The organism is Paraburkholderia panacisoli, from assembly GCF_008369935.1.
GTDB classification, from domain to species: Bacteria; Pseudomonadota; Gammaproteobacteria; order Burkholderiales; family Burkholderiaceae; genus Paraburkholderia; species Paraburkholderia panacisoli.
The window spans coordinates 1-17420 of sequence record NZ_VTUZ01000030.1 but is presented as its reverse complement, the minus strand read 5'-3'; the positions used below and the strand labels follow the sequence as shown (position 1 = coordinate 17420).

General features: G+C 55.8%; 13 protein-coding genes and 2 pseudogenes. 14 read left to right on the top strand and 1 reads right to left on the bottom strand.

Going from position 1 to position 17420, the window contains the following annotated elements:
- Positions 1–20 precede the first annotated feature (20 nt).
- From FVF58_RS33435 to FVF58_RS33390, 11 genes and pseudogenes are all read left to right on the top strand, one after another.
- Positions 21–347, top strand: coding sequence for an NIPSNAP family protein (locus FVF58_RS33435; protein WP_149674028.1), 327 nt, complete (start codon positions 21–23; stop codon positions 345–347).
- Positions 348–587: 240 nt separating this feature from the next.
- Positions 588–1297: pseudogene (locus FVF58_RS33430) on the top strand (aldehyde dehydrogenase family protein); the annotation flags it as partial.
- A gap of 163 nt (positions 1298–1460) precedes the next feature.
- Positions 1461–2207, top strand: a complete 747-nt coding sequence (locus FVF58_RS33425) for an SDR family NAD(P)-dependent oxidoreductase (protein ID WP_149674027.1) — start codon at positions 1461–1463, stop codon at positions 2205–2207.
- A gap of 288 nt (positions 2208–2495) precedes the next feature.
- Entirely contained in the window at positions 2496–2765 is a 270-nt protein-coding gene (locus FVF58_RS54885; protein ID WP_425468991.1) for an SDR family oxidoreductase, read from the top strand.
- A 362-nt stretch (positions 2766–3127) separates the two neighbouring features.
- Complete coding sequence (locus tag FVF58_RS33420; protein ID WP_149674026.1) at positions 3128–4417, top strand: ABC transporter substrate-binding protein; 1290 nt, start codon at positions 3128–3130, stop codon at positions 4415–4417.
- A gap of 33 nt (positions 4418–4450) precedes the next feature.
- Positions 4451–5320 (top strand): branched-chain amino acid ABC transporter permease, encoded by an 870-nt coding sequence (locus FVF58_RS33415; RefSeq protein ID WP_149674025.1) that lies wholly within the window; start codon positions 4451–4453, stop codon positions 5318–5320.
- The gene (locus FVF58_RS33410) at positions 5317–7857 is read left to right on the top strand and encodes a branched-chain amino acid ABC transporter ATP-binding protein/permease (RefSeq protein WP_149674024.1); all 2541 of its coding nucleotides are present in this window, start codon (positions 5317–5319) and stop codon (positions 7855–7857) included. Before FVF58_RS33415 ends, FVF58_RS33410 begins: the two co-directional genes overlap by 4 nt.
- Positions 7858–8527: 670 nt before the next feature.
- The gene (locus FVF58_RS33405) at positions 8528–9709 is read left to right on the top strand and encodes a porin (protein WP_188131001.1); all 1182 of its coding nucleotides are present in this window, start codon (positions 8528–8530) and stop codon (positions 9707–9709) included.
- Positions 9710–10404: 695 nt separating this feature from the next.
- Complete coding sequence (locus FVF58_RS33400) at positions 10405–11655, top strand: MFS transporter (protein ID WP_149674023.1); 1251 nt, start codon at positions 10405–10407, stop codon at positions 11653–11655.
- Between the two features lie 197 nt (positions 11656–11852).
- A pseudogene (locus tag FVF58_RS33395) lies at positions 11853–12125 on the top strand (recombinase family protein); the annotation flags it as partial.
- Positions 12098–12997 carry a hypothetical protein gene (locus tag FVF58_RS33390; RefSeq protein ID WP_149674022.1) on the top strand — a complete coding sequence of 300 codons (900 nt, stop codon included), beginning with the start codon at positions 12098–12100 and terminating at the stop codon, positions 12995–12997. The pseudogene FVF58_RS33395 and the gene FVF58_RS33390, both read left to right, overlap by 28 nt.
- A 322-nt stretch (positions 12998–13319) precedes the next feature.
- Here the strand turns inward: FVF58_RS33390 and FVF58_RS33385 are convergent, their stop codons facing one another.
- A complete protein-coding gene (locus tag FVF58_RS33385; RefSeq protein ID WP_149674021.1) occupies positions 13320–13592 on the bottom strand; it encodes a DUF1488 family protein in 273 nt (90 codons plus the stop codon).
- 382 nt (positions 13593–13974) lie between these two features.
- Here FVF58_RS33385 and FVF58_RS33380 point away from each other — a divergent pair, with 382 nt between their 5' ends.
- Genes FVF58_RS33380 through FVF58_RS33370 form a run of 3 tightly spaced genes read left to right on the top strand, consistent with a single transcriptional unit; the run spans position 13975 to position 16971 of the window.
- Complete coding sequence (locus FVF58_RS33380; RefSeq protein ID WP_188130994.1) at positions 13975–15072, top strand: PD-(D/E)XK nuclease domain-containing protein; 1098 nt, start codon at positions 13975–13977, stop codon at positions 15070–15072.
- Complete coding sequence (locus FVF58_RS33375) at positions 15069–16259, top strand: hypothetical protein (RefSeq protein ID WP_149674020.1); 1191 nt, start codon at positions 15069–15071, stop codon at positions 16257–16259. The genes FVF58_RS33380 and FVF58_RS33375 overlap by 4 nt, the downstream gene beginning before the upstream one ends.
- 16 nt (positions 16260–16275) lie before the next feature.
- Positions 16276–16971 (top strand): hypothetical protein, encoded by a 696-nt coding sequence (locus tag FVF58_RS33370; protein ID WP_149674019.1) that lies wholly within the window; start codon positions 16276–16278, stop codon positions 16969–16971.
- The last annotated feature ends 449 nt before the right edge of the window (positions 16972–17420 follow it).

Here is a 17420-nt window from a genome sequence, read left to right as displayed (position 1 = left end):
GGTCTTTTTGAGAGAAATCGATGGTCTATGAACTTCGAATTTATACGCCGGTGCCCGGCCGGATGCCCGATCTCCTGCGACGATTTCAGCAGCATACGTTGGGGATCTGGGCTCGGCTGGGGATATGTCACGCCGGTTTCTGGAGGACGCATCCCAAGGTCGACGGTGATCAGCTCGTGTATATGCTCGTATGGAATACGCTCGAGGAGCGTGAAGCTCTCTGGGCCGCCTTCGTTAGTGATTCTGAGTGGATTGCTGCGAAACAGGAGAGCGAAATCCCGGGGCCCCTCGTTGTCAATATAACGAGCTCCCTCCTTGCATCTCATTTGTTTTCCGCTGTCACATAGCCCAAGAAGAAGAGCGCGCAGAACCGCTGGCTGATTGCAAGCCCAGATGCGCTCTTGGATTGCAAGTAGGCGGTGGCCACCCTGTGTTTGCGCTTGAGCTAGCGATTCCTACAGTCAGATGTATGGCTAGAATGTCCGGTAGTGCGTTGACGAGGTGTCACCGCACTAGCTCCCAAGTAGGGAAGAAACAGGCATCCTGCCAGCACGGGGCGGTCACCTTCAAACGAACAGGAAGATCGGATGAGCACGTCAATCTATTCAGATACCCGGCTGTTGGTTGATAACGAGCGGTGCGACACTGCGGACGGCAAGACACTTGACGTCATCAATCCCTCGACCGGCAAGTTGATCGGGACAGTCGCGCACGCCAGCATCCTGGATTTGGATCGTTCCTTGGCTGCGGCACAACGGGGTTTTAACCCCTGGCGCAAAGTTCCGTCTAACGAACGAGCTGCAGTGGTACGCAAGGCCGCTGCTCTAGTGCGTGAACGTGCACAATCAATCGCGCGTCTGATGACCCAGGAGCAGGGCAAGCCGATTTCCGAAGCGCATCTCGAGATGCTGTCCGCCGCCGATATCATCGAATGGTTCACTGACGAAGTTCGTCGTGTCTATGGCCGGATTGTGCCGTCACGCAAATTGGCCGCGCAGCAGATGGTTATGAAGGAGCCAGTCGGGCCGGTGAAGGCGTTCACGCCGAGGAATTTCCCAGTCTTTCAAATTGTGCGTAAGCTGGGTTCTGCCCTAGCGAGCGGTTGCTCGTCCCCGGTGAATGCCCCGGAGGAAACGCCCGCTTCGCCCGCAGCCCTGCTGCAGGCTTTCGTAGACGCGGCGTGCCAGCGGGCACGGTCGGTCTCTTCTATGACAACCCGGCCGAGATTTCCAGCTATCTCATTCCGCACCCGATTGTTCGCATAGTGGCCTTTACCGGCTCTACGGCTTGCCGGAAATGCCGTTCGGTGGAGTTGAGGATTCGGCCTCCTCGCGCCGAGAGCAAGCATGTGCTTTGGACGTGAGTGGCGGCGACAGCCACACCTCCTTCAATGCGGATGCCCCATCTCGCACCGTTTCCTGCAACGATAACCTCATTCACCAACAATGGAGAAATTCGATATGTCCACACCTATTGTCCTTATTACCGGCGCTCTGACGGGCATCGGACGAGCGACCGCAATTGCCTTTGCTCGCGAGGCTGCAAATATCGTCATTTCAGGGCGCCGTGATGAAGCTGGCCAGGCGCTTGCCGCAGAGTTGCGGATGTTGGGCGTCGAAGTTGAATTTGTTCGCGCTGACGTTCGCCACGAGGAGGACGTGCGCTTTCTCGTCGATCGGACCGTCGAGCGTTTTGGGCGCCTGGATGTCGCCGTGAATAATGCGGGCAATGAAGGTAGTCCAGGTCCGCTGATTGAACAGACTGCCGAAAGCTATGCGGCCGCCTTTGACACCAATGTCTTGGGCACGCTGTTTAGCATGAAACATGAGATGCGCGTGATGCTTTCGCAAGGATATGGAAGCATCATCAATTTATCGTCGACCTTGGGAAGCCGTGGCGCGATGAACTCATCGATGTATATCGCTAGCAAGCACGCGGTCGAAGGGCTGACCAAGGCAGGCGCGCTCGAAGGTGCCGCAGCTGGCGTGCGGGTAAACGCAGTCGCGCCGGGTCCGGTCGAGACTGGAATGCTTGACCGTTTCACGGGTACCCCCGAACGTAAGGCGGGCTTGGTCGCGGGCGTTCCCGCAAAGCGAGCAGGAACTCCTGAAGAAGTTGCCGATACCATCGTGTTCCTTGCGTCGGATAGGGCGAGATTTCTTATGGGCCAAGTCATTGGCGTGAATGGAGGAAAAACGGCCGCGTGATCTCGCGCAGTCTGACACAGACGTCTTTTTTTGCTGCGTGAAACGGAGAATCAACATGGGCTTGGAGAACTTCCTAAATTACTACGGCGACCGTGAAATGATGGCCGTAAACGGGAAAATGCTCAAGTCTGTCAATCCGACGACGGGTCTTTGCCGAAGGGCTTTCGCTACTGAAGCCGATGGCATCAGCCCGGTCGTAATGTCGACACACGCCGCAACGCTGTCGCGGTCTCGTCGCGGCCGCTAGATGGCGCTCCGAAGCAACTTGATGTCTGAATTTTAGGTGTTGTGCACGGGACGGGTGCCTTTCTCTCGAGGATGCGCAAGCAAGAGGGGGAAAAGCTCATTGTAAATACATCATCGATAGCCGGGGTGCCCCAACTTGCGGGACATTTGCTGTGCAACACATCGAGGGTAGCAGTGGCGTTCATCTCCGAAGCCACTGCACAGGAGTTGGTGCCGGAAGTCTTCAGTGCCGCCATTCGATGTTCTAGTTTCGCGGATACCGATGTCAGTGAAGAAGAGATTCACAGCATTCCGAGGCGGGGCGTTCTATGAGCTGATCAATTGTTCATTACGACAATAAGCTGGGGCTGACTGCGATGGATCCAGAAACCGTCTGACACGGGATACGCAACGCGATTTCAGGCGACACCCCGTACCTGAATACCCACCACGTGCCATGTGAAGTCGTAGTGTAACGACTGATAGTGTTAGTTGGTGAGCGGACGGTGGGGCGAGTCTGAACGCGTTACTAGCTGTGCTTGTTCTTCAAAAACATGAAGGAGAGGAAAATGTAACTATCCACGTCTACCAAGATAAAAATATTAGGGATACAAAGCATATTAGAAAGGATAAGTCTGGGAAGTGGGTGGTGACATCGTCCCAACAACTGGATGCTGACATAGGAGTGGAGACAGATGAACGACGAACACCAGAAGCATGACGTCGATGAGCGTCAGCCGGGTTTAAACATGGCGCGCCGCGATTGGCTCGCCGTCGCGGGTAAGACACTCGCGAGCGGCGCGGCTATGCTCGCCGCACCTGCGGTCGTGCGCGCACAGGGCGAGCAGCCGGTGAAGCTCGGCTTGGTGTTGGCGAAGCAAGGCGTCTGGACCGAGCAGGGCGAGGTCATCGCCAATGGCGTGAAGATGGCCCTCGACGACGCCGGCAACGAGGTTCGCGGCCGCCGCATTGAACTCGTCTGGTACGACGAACCGAATCCGCAAAGCGCCCAACAGAACATGCAAAAGCTAGTGGAAGAGGACAAGGTCATCGCGGTGATCGGCGGCACCAACAGCGCTACGTCGCTCGCGATGGCGTCAGTCGCAAACCGCGCACGCATACCCTACCTCGCGCCAAATGGCACCGCAAGCGAGCTCACTGGTGGCAGTTGCAATCCGTACACGTTCCGCACGCAGGCCGCAACGCCCGTCTGCTGCCGCGCACTCGCTCCGTCGTTGCTGGCGATCGGCAAGCGCTGGCACTTCGTGTTCTCGAATTATACGTACGGCCAAGGTATCCAGCGCTCGATGGCGGATCTGCTCAAGGAAGCCGGCGGCACGATGACGGGCGCCGACGCGACGCCGCTGAACACCACCGACTTCAGTTCATTCATTTTGAAGATCCGTCAGGCGAAGCCTGACGTCGTGGTGCTCGGCTTGCCGGGTGGCGATCTGTCGACATTCCTCAAGCAATACGCGGAAATGGGCATGAAAGGCCGGATCCCGGTCGCGTGTCCAATAATTGGCGATTCGGATCTTTGGTCGATCAACGTCGATGCTGCAACCGGCTACTACGGCAAACCTTGGCATTTCAATTCGCCGGGACACTCGCCGGAAGAGCAGGCATTCACTAGGAAGTACACCGCGAAATACGGCCGCCCGCCAGGCGCCCAGGCATGGCTCGGCTGGTTCTCCGCTCACGCGCTACTCGAAGGCATCAACCGTGCAAAGAGCGCGAGCGGCAGCGACATCGCGGCAAGCCTTGAAATGGTCAAGTTCAGCGACGGTAGTGGCTCCGCATTTTTTCGCCCGTGGGATCATCAGATGGTCCGTCGGTGGACAGTATTCAAGGTGAAGGACCATGTCACCGACCAGTGGGACTGGCTCGACCAGATTTCGGTTGTGCCACAGAACCCCGCCGACATCGACAAGCTCTACGGAACGCGCCAGGAAGTCGGCTGCGTGATGCCGTTGCGCCAGATCTGATCCTTCAAGCAAGCAGGAACCAGGAGTACGGACATGGCAGACATTGTCTTGTCCCAGATCGCCAATGGCTTGGTGCTGGGATTTCTTTTTGTGTTACTTGCGATTGGACTCTCGATCATTTGCGGGTTGCTCGGGATCGTCAACTTCGCGCATGGGGCGCTATTTGCACTCGGCGCGTACTTCGCGGTTGCTCTATCTATGCGTTTCGGCTGGTGGGCGGTCGTGCTTGTGCCCGTGCTCGTCGCCGCTGTCGGTGTGCTGATTGAGGTCATCTTTATTCGCAGGCTGTATGGCAAGGAGACACTACAAGGACTGATCGTCACGTTCGCCCTCTCGCTGCTACTCACGGAGCTGATCCGGCTCATCTGGGGTGCGGGCGGACTGGCGTTCAGTCCGCCTGAGGCGCTGTCGGGCGTTTTCGTCTATGGTCCTCTGCTGCTCACGAAGTATCGGCTCTTCGTGCTCGTCACCACTATCGTGATCCTGGTCGCCTTGTGGTGGTTCATGAAGTTCACACCGTACGGCCGCATCCTGCGTGCGGGCAGCCGCGACTCGGAAATGGTCGGCCTGCTCGGCATCAATCTGCCGCGCGTGCTGACGGGTGCCTTTGGTCTCGGCGCACTGCTGGCGGGGGCAGCGGGACTGCTCGCCGCACCGTTGCTGACTGTTACGCCCAGTATGGCGACCACCGCCGTGATGCCGGCCTTCGTGATCGTCACGATCGGCGGGCTCGGGTCATTTGCCGGCGCTGTGGTCGCGGGACTGCTGGTTGGCGTGGTCACGGCGCTAGCTGTGCAGTTTTTCCCCGAAGGTTCATCGGTCGCGATGTATGTTTTGATGGCCCTCGTGTTGCTCGTGCGTCCGCGCGGGCTCTTCGGGGAACGCTGGGAGCGTTTTGAATGAATCTAAAGCTTGTAACACGACACCCAATCGCACTGCTCGCGATCTGCCTTTTCGTCGTCTCGGTACTGCTATCTATCACGGGCACGCCACTTAACCTCACAACGCAGATAGCCATATATACGCTCTACGGCATGGGAGTGAATCTGCTGGTCGCGTATAGCGGTCTTGTGCCATTCGGCGCTTCGGCCTTCTTCGGCACCTCGACGTATCTGGTTGCTGTGTCTCTACAGCGCCTCGTCGGCAATGAGATCGTCGCACTCGCGTTGAGCGTCGCGCTCACTACGGGCATGGCCGCGGTGATCGGTGCGATCGTGCTCAAACGCCGTGGACTGTATTTCTCGCTGCTGACGCTCGCGTGCTCGCAGATTGCATTCGAAATCGCGTTCAAGTGGACTGAGGTTACCGGTGGGGAGAACGGTCTGCAGAACGTGCCGCGCCCGATGTTTGCGACATTCCCAGCGTTCCACGTGTTCGTTTGCGTGACGGTACTGGCGGCTGCGTGGGCATTGTGGCGACTCGTCCACTCTCCATTCGGCCGCGCGTTGCAGGCGCTGCGCGACAACGAAGAGCGCGCGTCGAGTCTGGGATATGACACGTATCGCCTGAAACTGTTTTCGTTTGTTGTCTCAGCGGCGATCATCGGTTATGCAGGCGGGTTACTTTGCCTGATGCTGCAAGGCGCGTATGCGAATAACCTGAGCTGGGAACATGCGTGTGACAGTCTGCTCATGACCGTACTCGGCGGCGTGCACCAGTTCCTCGGACCGTTATGGGGCGCGATTGCGTTCATTCTGCTCGAAGACAAGTTGAGCAGCCTCACCGAACATTGGTGGTTGCTGTTCGCGCCGATTATTATCGCGTTCGCGTTCTTTTCACCTGAAGGGATTCAGGGGCTGGTCCAGCGGTTTCTGAAAGAGCCGCGCTGGACGCTGGTGCGCGACACGATTCCGGAGCGCCCCGCTGTCATTGAGCCGTATAGGAGCGCACGTATCGACGCTGACCCGAATATGCCGATTCTTTCGGTACGTGGTTTGTCGAAACGATTCGGCTCGCTTGTCACAGCAGACGAGATCGACCTCGACGTGTTTCCTTATCGTTTGCACAGTTTCATCGGGCCTAACGGTGCTGGCAAGACCACATTCTTCAATATGCTGACTGGCGTGCTGCAGCCGACGGCCGGACGCATCGTCTTCGATGGGCAGGACGTCACCCGCCTCGCGATGTTCAAACGCGTGCGTCTCGGCATGAGCCGCTCCTTTCAGATTCTGAGCGTGTTTCGCAACCTGACAGTGTTCGAGAATGTGCGCGTGGCCGTGCAGGCGGCCGAACGCGGACGCTTGGGCGTGTGGCTCGATGCACATGGTTCGGAAAAACAGAATGCACGTACGTGGTCGCTGCTTTCGGCGGTTGGACTGGTCGAAAGGGCCGCTGCGGTGTGCGAGAGCCTGTCGCATGGCGAGCAGCGTCTGCTTGAAATCGCCATCTCGCTAGCGACTCGGGCGAAGATCCTGCTTCTCGACGAACCGCTCGCGGGCCTCGCCGAGGCTGATCGTGAGATCGTTGCGAAGATTGTGCGGGAGTTGGCGAATCATCATGCGGTGGTGCTGATCGAACACGATATCGATCGCGTGCTGGCCATTTCCGACCGCATCAGTGTCTTGCACCGGGGACATCTGATCGCCGATGGTGCTCCCGCTGAAGTGGCCGTGCATCCGGAAGTCATCGAAGCGTATATGGGCCGCTCGAAGCGGACGCTGCCGGTTGCCGAGCGCTTGAACACGCGCGTGGCGAGGGCAGCTGCGATAAAACCGCTTCTGACCATCAGGAATCTGAAAGGTGGTTACGGTGGCAACACGATTCTCGATGGCCTCGACCTCACGCTCAACGAAGGCGAGGTCGTGGCGATTCTCGGCCGTAATGGCGTGGGCAAGACGACCACGCTGCGAGCAGCCACGGGCGTCGTGCCAGTTAATTCCGGCTCGATTACGTTCGATGGGCACGACATTACCAACAAGCCAACCCATGTGATCAACCGGCTCGGTCTTGCAATGGTGCCCGAAGGAAGAAGGCTCTTCCCAAACCTGACGGTCTTCGAGAACCTGCGGCTTGCGGCGCGCAAGGGCGGGGTGAGTGTCGACGAAATCTATGCGCTTTTCCCACGCCTCGCGAACCGCAAGGACACGCGCGCCGAGAATCTCTCCGGCGGGGAGCGGCAGATGGTAGCGATTGCCCGCGCCTTGATGGCACCAGCCAAAGCGATTTTGCTCGACGAGCCGTTCGAAGGGCTCGCGCCGGCTGTTGTGCAGGAAGTGCTCGATGCGGTGGTGCGTCTACGCGACCGCGCGAGTGTGATTATCGTCGAGCATCAGGCGGATATGGTGCTGCCGATCGCGGATCGGGTGTACGTGCTCGTCAATGGGAGAGTAGCGTACGAGAACACGGCAGAGGCGCTGGAGCAGGACGAATTCACCCAGGCGAGACTGCTCGGCATCGTCCATGATGAAGCCGAACTCATCCATGAGGCTAAAAAAGCATGACGCGATGCGGGAGCGGAGACGCGCACGACATCGTCGTCAATGCGTCGCCTGCTGGCGCGCGTCCCGACGATTCGCCGCCTATTGACGCCCCACATCTGCTGGTCACGATCCTGACCGGAGAAGTGGTCTCCAAACCACCACTGACTCCACTATCGGGATTTCCCGCGTGCGCGACCGGCAGGCGGAAGTTCGCCCGCGTATGCCAGATAGTGATGTGTCTTTCTGGATACGGCGGTGTGAACGTACACGCAACGCGACGGTCTGCGCTCGGAATATCGTCGAACTTGTCTGTCGGGGCGTAGCCAATGCTTGGTCTGCGATGCCCAGGTTGGAGCCAGCCGGTGACTGCGACGTAGCGGCATAACAACGCGCGATCGGCCACGGATTGAGTAGTACCCTTCCAGCCGATCCGGCCAACGTGCTGTTCTTCAATGACAAAGGATAACGTGCGCAGAGTGCGACTAGAGGGGGTAAGTGAATTTTTTTAATGCAAGTATTTCAAATAGGAGTACATATAGAAGTAAAAAACGTGTTCAGATTTACCGATGAAGAAGCGTCAAAGAACGTACTCATACGGCTCGTTGGTGGCACCATCAGAACTGGCGCACAAATCACTGATGGAGGCAGCGTTACGTTAATCAAAAAAGATAAATATATTGGAGATGATTTGATGGAAAAGAAGGTACTTCTTACCATATGCGCATTTTCCTTGTACGCCACGGTCGCACACGCGCAAAGCAGCGTGACCTTGTATGGCGTTATTGATGAGGGGATCATGTTCAATAACAATGCCACCGCCGCTGGGCTTCCCGCAGGCGGGCGCAGATTTTACCTGGATTCTCTCAATGGACCGTATGGCAGCCGCTGGGGATTGAAAGGCTCCGAAGATCTGGGCGGTGGTGCCCGGGCGATTTTCACCCTTGAGTCGGGCGTCAATCTGAACAGCGGCGCCCTTGCGCAGGGGGGGCTGGAGTTTGGCCGGCAGGCCTTTGTCGGGTTAAGCGACACACGATACGGTACTGTTACATTCGGCCGTCAATACGACTCAGTAGTGAATTACGCTCAGGCAGTTACGGCTGCGGGCTACTTGGCTGGCGAACCGTTTCAACATCCGGGCGATCTCGATAACACTGCGAACTCGCTGCGCACCAACAACGCAATACGATATGCGAGCCCGAGTTTCCGTGGCTTGACGTTCGGCGCGGAATTGAGCCTCGGAGGAATGCCTGGCAACATAACTGGCGGTGGTGGGTACTCTGCGGGTGCAGCGTATGTCAATGGTCCAGTGACGCTTGGCGCTGCGTACTTGTACTTCAAGAATCCAACGAGCAGTTCCGCGGGAGTGGGATTTTTTACCGGCAATGCCAGCGGCACCCAGTTGACAGGGATTCTGAACAAAGGCTACGCAACCGCGAGTTCGTATCAGGTGGCAATCGCAGGCGGCACCTACGTGATGGGATCCGCACGAATCGGGATGTCCTATTCCAATATCCAGTATGGCGGGATCAGCGCTTTGGGCGGAGCAACCGCAAGCTTCAATAATGTGGATGCGGGGGTGAACTGGATTATTACGCCGTTTTTATATGTCGGCGCCGCATATGACTACACCAAAGGTGTCAATGTTGCGGCGGCAAACGGGCAAAACGTCGGCAACCAGCACTTCAATCAATTCAGCCTGATGGTCGATTATTTACTTTCCAAACGCACCGACGTTTATGTTGAAGGTGCCTACCAGAAAGCAACAGGAGTCTCCTCGACTGGTGCCGCGGCCGTGGCGGACATTGGTAACGCGGGCGATTCATCAAATAGCCACCAAACCCTTGTGCGATTTGGTATTCGCAACAAATTTTAGACGATACTCTTGGTACAGAGCGGTATCGGGGGCGAGGCTTGGTGGTGGCGAAACTTCGGATCTCAGCAGCGAACATTTGCCGCTCACTGCTCGGTACCAACAAGCGGATCCGTCGTTCAGGCTAACAAATTGGATCGCTTGACATTGACCAGGACACATTTGGGCGTTCCGCGCCGGCTGGGCGCTCACCAACTTGGTGAGATAGAGCATGAGGGGATTCAACTGAGCGAGACATCGACGACACGTTTGGACGTGATGTGTTCAAGTCTATACCTACAAGGCATGCCGGCAAGCCTAAAAGGTATTTCTGCGGCGCGCTAGTCCATGTCAGTCTACGGAGCATGAACTCTCCTGTGAACCTCTAAAACCGATTTACCAAGGCTCGATAGATCCGACACCGCCGATGTTCAAGGTATGACGAAACTAGTCTGTGGGGAGACGCGGTAGATACGCTTGGAGAACGGGCAACACGCTCCGCTTCCGACCGCTTTCTGTCCGATTCGATCTCTGGAAAACCTGGCATTGTGTCGATACCGGAATGGTGTTGTGCGCTATTTTCAGACCTCTGGCGATTGCGAAGGACAGGAAAACGAAGCGGCGATTCAGAGGAAGACAGGTGGCCGCTCGATGCCATAGCAACGCGGCTCTTGCCGCCTTAATAAAAATCAGTAATCGCGACTATCAGGAGAATGTACATGAAGCACTCAATAATCTCACGAGCCGAGGCCGCAGAATTTCGCCACGGATGGCCAGTCCTGCTGGCGGCGACGGTCGGATGTTTCTCAGGCCTGACAACACTTCCGTTCTACAGTCTTGGAAGCTTTATCATCCCCCTCCAAGCCGCATTTGGATGGGGCCGGGGGGAGATCTCTTCCTCTTTTTTGTATCTGACTTTGGTTCTCGCTTTGACATCGCCGGTTCTGGGCTATCTGATTGACCGAGTTGGCGTGCGCTTGGTCGCGCTGGTATCTATCCCGCTGCTCTCGTTGGTGCTCTTGTTGATCAGTCGATTTCAAGGCTCCGTTATCGCCTTTCACGCACTTTACGCCGTGGCAGCGCTGGTCGGCGGAGGCGCGACGCCTATTGCGTATAGCCGAGCCGTCAACGGTCACTTTGTTGCTGCTCGCGGATTGGCGCTCGGCATCTCGCTCACCGGGATAGGCCTAGCCGCAGTTCTGTTGCCATCGCTGCTCTCGAGTATTATTCGCGACCACGGTTGGAGGGCCGGTTATCAGCTCATTGCGGCACTCACGCTGTTGCCTTTACCGTTTGTATTCTTCGGTTTCGAAACTAAAGCGCCTGTTACGTTGCGCAGTCGACCTGCAGGCTTCGCTGGATGGGACGTGCTGCGCAACGGCGTGTTTTGGAGGATGAGCCTCGCATTTGCAGTGTCAGCGGTAGCCGTCTCAGCGTTGGTGGTGCACATGACCCCTTTGTTACACGACGCGGGTATGAGCGTCGCTGCGGTGGCGCGCACAGTATCGGTTATCGGGCTCGGCGTACTTGTGGGGCGCGTGGTTGTCGGGTACCTGATCGATCGGTTGTTCGCCCCTTACGTCGCCGCCACTCTTTTTTGCGGAACCGCTTTGGGCTGCATGCTGCTGTTGTTTGGGGGCGTGGCCCTTGCGCCGCTTGCTGGGATGCTTACCGGTTTGTCCCTCGGTGCGGAGGTAGACCTCATTGCGTATATGACGTCGCGATATTTTGGGATGAAGAGCTACGGATTTGTCTATGGCATTGCTTACTCGATCTACGCGGTTGGCGTGTCATCTGGGCCGGCGTTGGCTGGCATGTCATTCGACGCGACGCGTAATTACAACACGGTTCTTACTTGCGCGATTACGCTCCTGATCGGTGCGGCAATCGCTATGCTGCGCCTTCCCCGCTTTGAGCGCTTCCCTGATGACCACGCATTTGCCACGAACGAGGAGATTACCACTGCCTAGTTTGACGACGGTGACGGCTCAACAACTTCAGCGCTTTTGATTAGTGGTCCGCGCAGCGGTAGTGACGGTCCTGATGCGATTGTATTTGGTATGCTAACGAATCATGAACGCGCTTTAACGAGACGGACACTATACTCGCACCCGGCGCGCTTCTCTACGCGAGGCGCTGACGAATTGACGCAGGTTTCGCCGATATCGAGGTCATGACCGACCTGGGCAGCGGCCTGAATTACCGTAAAAAAGGGCTACGCCGGTTGCTGACGGACATTCTCAGTGGGCGCGTGGCGCGTCTCGTGCTGGTCACGAAAGACCGCCTTCTGCGCTTCGGCAGTGAGTTGCTGTTCCGGATCTGTGAATTCTTTCACGTCGAAATCCTGACGGTCTTTTCGTCGCGGCTTTATGGCTCGCATAGCCGCAAGAACCTGCGGGTGCTGGCCGCCGGATGCAGGCGACCACGCAGACCCGCCTGAACCTGTCATCGCGTGTTGCGCAGACGCTCGACCAAATGGCGGCGCTGCACGGTTCGATGAAGCGCAAGCTGTACGCGCGCATCGCCGCCCACGGCGGCAAGGCGAAGTCCCACAAGACGGCGTTCTGCCGCGAACACGGCCTCTCCGCCCGGATGTTGAACGTGATTGCGATTGAGCTGCAGGGGCTACTGGATGGCACACGCGAGCTGCTGGGCGCGGAGCGCAAGGACCTGCTCAAGGCAATACACCGCCAGCAGGGCCAGCTCGATGCCCGACGGGGGCGCCTCGCCGAAATTGCGGCCGACCGGCGGCGCATGCACCCGCAACGCGAGGCGAAGCTGCGTCACACCGTGCATCACAACGGCGTGGCGCTGGCGCGTCTGCTGGCGAAGCTCGCCCGGATTGGGCGCCGGCTTGCCACGAACGTACTAGGTATCTGCTGCGGAACACGCAAGCTGTTCGCCCGGCAGCACCACCTCGCGCTGTCAGGTTTCAGGAACCACGACGCGCGGCTGCGTGCCTGGCAGGACAGCCGCTCACACCAGATCTTCTTCGTCGGCTCGAAGGACGAGACGGCGGGAAACCTGCTTTGCCAGCTCCGGCAAACGGCCGACGGTCATTACCAGCTCAAGATTCGTGTGCCCGATTGCCTGCGTAACAGGGGCGAGCGAAAATATCTCGTCATCAACGGCGTGACGTTCAACCACGACCGGGCAGCGCTGGATGAGGCGCTGGCCGCGAATACTGCCCTGAGGGCGTCTGCACTGGGACGGACGGCACTGGCGCGCCTTTGTATCGTTCGGTCATGCACCAGCACGCAGGGTGACGCTGGACGTGCAGTATGGCGCCGTTGGCCTCGACTTCAACGTTGACCATATCGCCGTCACCACGACCGACGCGTTCGGAAACCCGCTGCGTACGCAACCTGAAATGCCGGTCTATCCTTCGCGCCGACGGCAAGGTAGGGTGTGCGGCCTACAGCCGGGAACAAAATTGTGCAAAAGCGGGAGCAAAATCGTGCAAACGAACGAGGAGCGCCAGTCATCGCATACTTGACTTTTAACTTGACATAATGTTAATTAGCAACATTTGAACGATCGTGCTTTTTATTGCTGTGCTACCAGTCCTTTGGCATCCCCGTGCCCATGCAGGGGAAACTGGGGGTTTGCTGCGCAAGCATCGTCTGCGGGCGGCTTAGCGCTTGTCGAGGAAGTCAGCGGTGGTGAGCCGGACGGGTTGATCGGGCCGCACCCGCATTTTTCTTTCCGCGACCGCGATAATGCGCTCGCGGCCATCAGCAAACGTCTTGAGCATGCGGACTTCGCCGGCGCCGGGCGGCAGCCAGAAATACGCTTCAAGTACCTCACGTGTGATTGCACACTCGACTGAGCCAATCCGATCCGACAACCGGAAGGTGATTCTGCTTCCGTCTGCCGACACGCTTGGGACGAAATCAAGAACGTCCATGACATTACCTCGTAAATTCATCGGCGAACTTTTGAGTTGCTGCCGCTTGTTTGCAATTTACCAGAACGCGCCTAGCGGCTAACTACGATTGCCACCACAGACCGCGGATTCGGGTGCGCCTAACCGGAGCCCGGCCCTTTGCAGACTTGGGTTTGACGTTTGTGGGTTATGAACTCGTACTTGACAGTTAATTGCATGGTTACAACTTGAAAGCGGCATGTAACGGTGAGCTCTTACGGGAGGCGAAAGCAAACCAGAGCAGGAACCGTGTACGCTTGCGTCGCCAACCGTCTCCCCTAGAAAGCGTTGTGCCCGCCGCATGCCCTCGCTATCATTCGCAACGGGATCAGATCGACACACGATCTGAAAGCGGATAAAAATTATGACTGAGGGGCAAATGAGCGGCGGAGAAACAGCGGGCATCGCTGAGTTGGCGAACAAAATATCGAAAGAGCTATTCGAATGGTTTAGATGGGAACGGGTGCCGGTACTTGACCAAAACTTCCGGTGCGTAAAGCAAGAAAAACATGCGCCAAGGAAGAAAGCAGATCACACACATCCAGTAGACGTCGTTTTCCATTACGTGGACCCTTATTTGGGTCGCCGCGTGTTGCTCAATACTGACTTGAAGAGCTACGCGAAAGGATCTATTTCCTCTAGCGCGATCCGATCTGCACTCCGGTCACTCGCCCAAACCATAGATTGCGCATGCGTGAGCGAGGAATGGTCAGGTCGCTATGACCTGACAAACGAGTCTCTCGATGTACGTGGGATGTTGTTCGTATACAACCATGACGCCGAGTATGACAGCGACTTCATGGCTATGCTTGAAGAGAAAAAAACCAAGGCAAAAAATCCCTTGGATGAAGAACCCGGTGTAACGACGGAAACATTGCCGCTTGAACAAAACCAGGTGCTGCACATCGTTGATCCGTCGATGATTGCCTACATGACGACTGTGATCGCGGACACCCACCGACTGCATTCGGAAGGAACATTTCCCACTTCAGACTACTTCTTTCACTACCCGGATCTCAAACTCCATAAAACTCATGGGAGTAAGCAATCGCGGGCTGCCACGGTCGAGATGATCGCCGGCCCTTATTTGATCGTTGGCCACGAGGTTGTAAAGAAATACAACGAGAAAACCGAGGAAGTCGAAGAACGTTTTCCAGCCGGGTACGTGATCTACTACAACCGCGCGGGCTCGACACACCACGAGTTCATGTACTTATTCGATACGTTATCGAGTTTTCAAATTCTAGATGGATCTCATCCACTGCGGGTCCGGGTTGCACACAGTTCACCACACACCAGCATCCGTAGTAATTTTCAACGTGCCATCGAGATGTACATCAGCGATTGGAAATTCGACGAGTACAAGCGGCGTCGACTCGAGCAAATCGAACTTGAGCTGATAGAGGTTCGCAAGACAACGTTCTCGCAGGAAAACATCAAATGGGATCGGATCGCAAAATGAAAACTGGGTCGATTTATAGCGCAAGCGACAAGGCGTTGTTTGAAGCGCTCAACCAGCCGAAAGTGACGCGTTCTGATCTCCGACAGCTTTTTATGTCGAGAGGCATTGTCGTTTCGCATCAGACCTCACGCGAGGCACTTGCGTTGCATTTTTCTCGCCTGATGCACGATTACAACGATTTTCAACTGCTCGCTCGTCTGTTCGGCACGAAAGCCCGAACAGAGCGTATTGCCTCGTTCCGCGTCATCTCGAAGGCAAAGATGCAGAATTTTGAGACCGCCGCGCATGCAGTCATTGAACAGATCAAGAAGGAAGACGACTCTGCAACAATGTCCTATCAAAAGGACGGTACTCTTCAGATCTCTGTCAGATATAAGACAATGCACTTCGACAAGAGCGAATTTAAGCAGATCGTCAACAAGAGTGCAATTATTACGGTCGAGACATCCGGCAAAGACCTCGTTTTGCGCGGCCCTCAAAACGATAAGGTCGACGGCTGGTGCCGGACGCTCCTCTCTAATGTAGAGGCGCAAGTAGACGGCGTTTTGGAAATTGACGAAATTAGTTTAGAGAATGAGCCGTTACCCTCTGTCCGATCGAAATTTTTCGCGGATCTGATAAACGCGATGTCGGGCTTCAAGCGCCATGATGTTACGGATGTATACGTATTCAAGCCGAAAGTAAAAATAAAAGAGCTTGACGAGTCCGAAGAATCGGATCCGAAAGACGTACAACTCGGCGTACATATTTCCCGAGCATCGTTACGCGGAGAAGGTGTCCTTCAGTCTGCTGAACTTCAAACGCTCGCGCAGCGTGGGTTTTATATATCAAAAATTATTTGGCAAGCGACTCGGAATTCTGAAATCGATTCCGATCTATTTGAATTCGAAGCTCAATTTTCTGAGCCAGAGACCTGTACAAAATTCTCTTACCTTCCGCGTGGCTATTATGGATATATGGGGCCGAATGAATATGCGGTTAGCAGAACACAATGTACGCTTGAAGAAGACCGAGAGTTAAGCAAGCTGATTGAGGCGGCGGCTCGATCATCTTTGCCTGCCAATTCGCAAGGTATCGCAAGGAAGCTAACGTCGACAAAAAAGAGACCAGCTGTCTCTGCAAAAAAATCTGTAGATGAAAGCTCCGACGCTTCTTTAGAAGAATCACAAGCGGCGACAACTAAATAATAATCGTTGGCGGCACATGATAAAGACAAAGTGGTTTGAAGTTTCGACCCAAGAGCGAATCAACGTGATTGCCGACGCATTGTCCACGCATCGGTTTCGACGCGGTGCGTCTACTGGGGTCGAGCTTATTTCGGTAAGCGATCGACAAATCGAAGGCAAGTTTATCGAGGAGCTCCATAATACCGAAATTTATGTTGACCCATTTGGCGATGAAATTCGGAATGAGGTTCGTCGATTTTCTATCTTTGCATTTGTTATTTTCCGCGTTAGAAAAGGGCATTACCTGCTCCGTATAACAGCGGGGCCCCGCAACCTTCGAAGTTTTGTGCAATTTTTATCGGACGCAATCGGGTTTGGCTTAGCGGTTTCGCCTATTGTCGTAGACGTGGCCGCGTTCTTGAAAATGCTTAAAGTCGCTAAGGGTTTTCAGTTAGTCCGTGTCAAGAAAATCCGAGCAGGTCAGATACGATTAGCTGGAAGATCCGTGGCGAGAGTCGAGATCACGTCGGCCGCTGACGCGTTTGATGACCTAACACAGACAATTGAACTCGGTGATGCTATTCTGGAAAAGGCTAGTGTAGATTTTCATCTCGATGGTCTTGTGCGAAACGTCGAGCTCACGGCAACGGGCTCCTTAACCACAGACTTGTCACTGCTTCCCGTAATAACACCAATGTTTATCAAGTGTTTTGGTCGTGACGACGAGCTCTGAATCGAGTAACTGTTTGAGAACCGATCTTCTCACTTCAGGCAAGGCGGCCTTAAACCGATCGCAGACCGCAGGTCCCCGCACAAACCCCTAACGCTGGACTGCTTTGAGTCGTCAAATAGCAGTCTTTCACAAAAGGATTCGGCAGTCATAAAAACCTGCGTAAATGCAAAACAGATAGGTGGCCTCGTTCGTCCGGACAGGATCTGCGAGTTTTTAAGTGGAATTTCTGAGGCAATCAAGCTGCCGATTTTATCGCTGGCAGCGTGGCGAAGTATGCTTCATCCGGTGTCTGATCGGCCAACCTCGAATGAGGCCGATTCTGGTTGTACAAGCCGTCAACACAACGCCCATATCATCGAGTCAAGGGAAGTTCTCTATCGCTGGCACCCGTGGTACGGGCACACGGTATGGATTTTCACCACGATAGAGAGGAAGAACGCCGAGTCAGT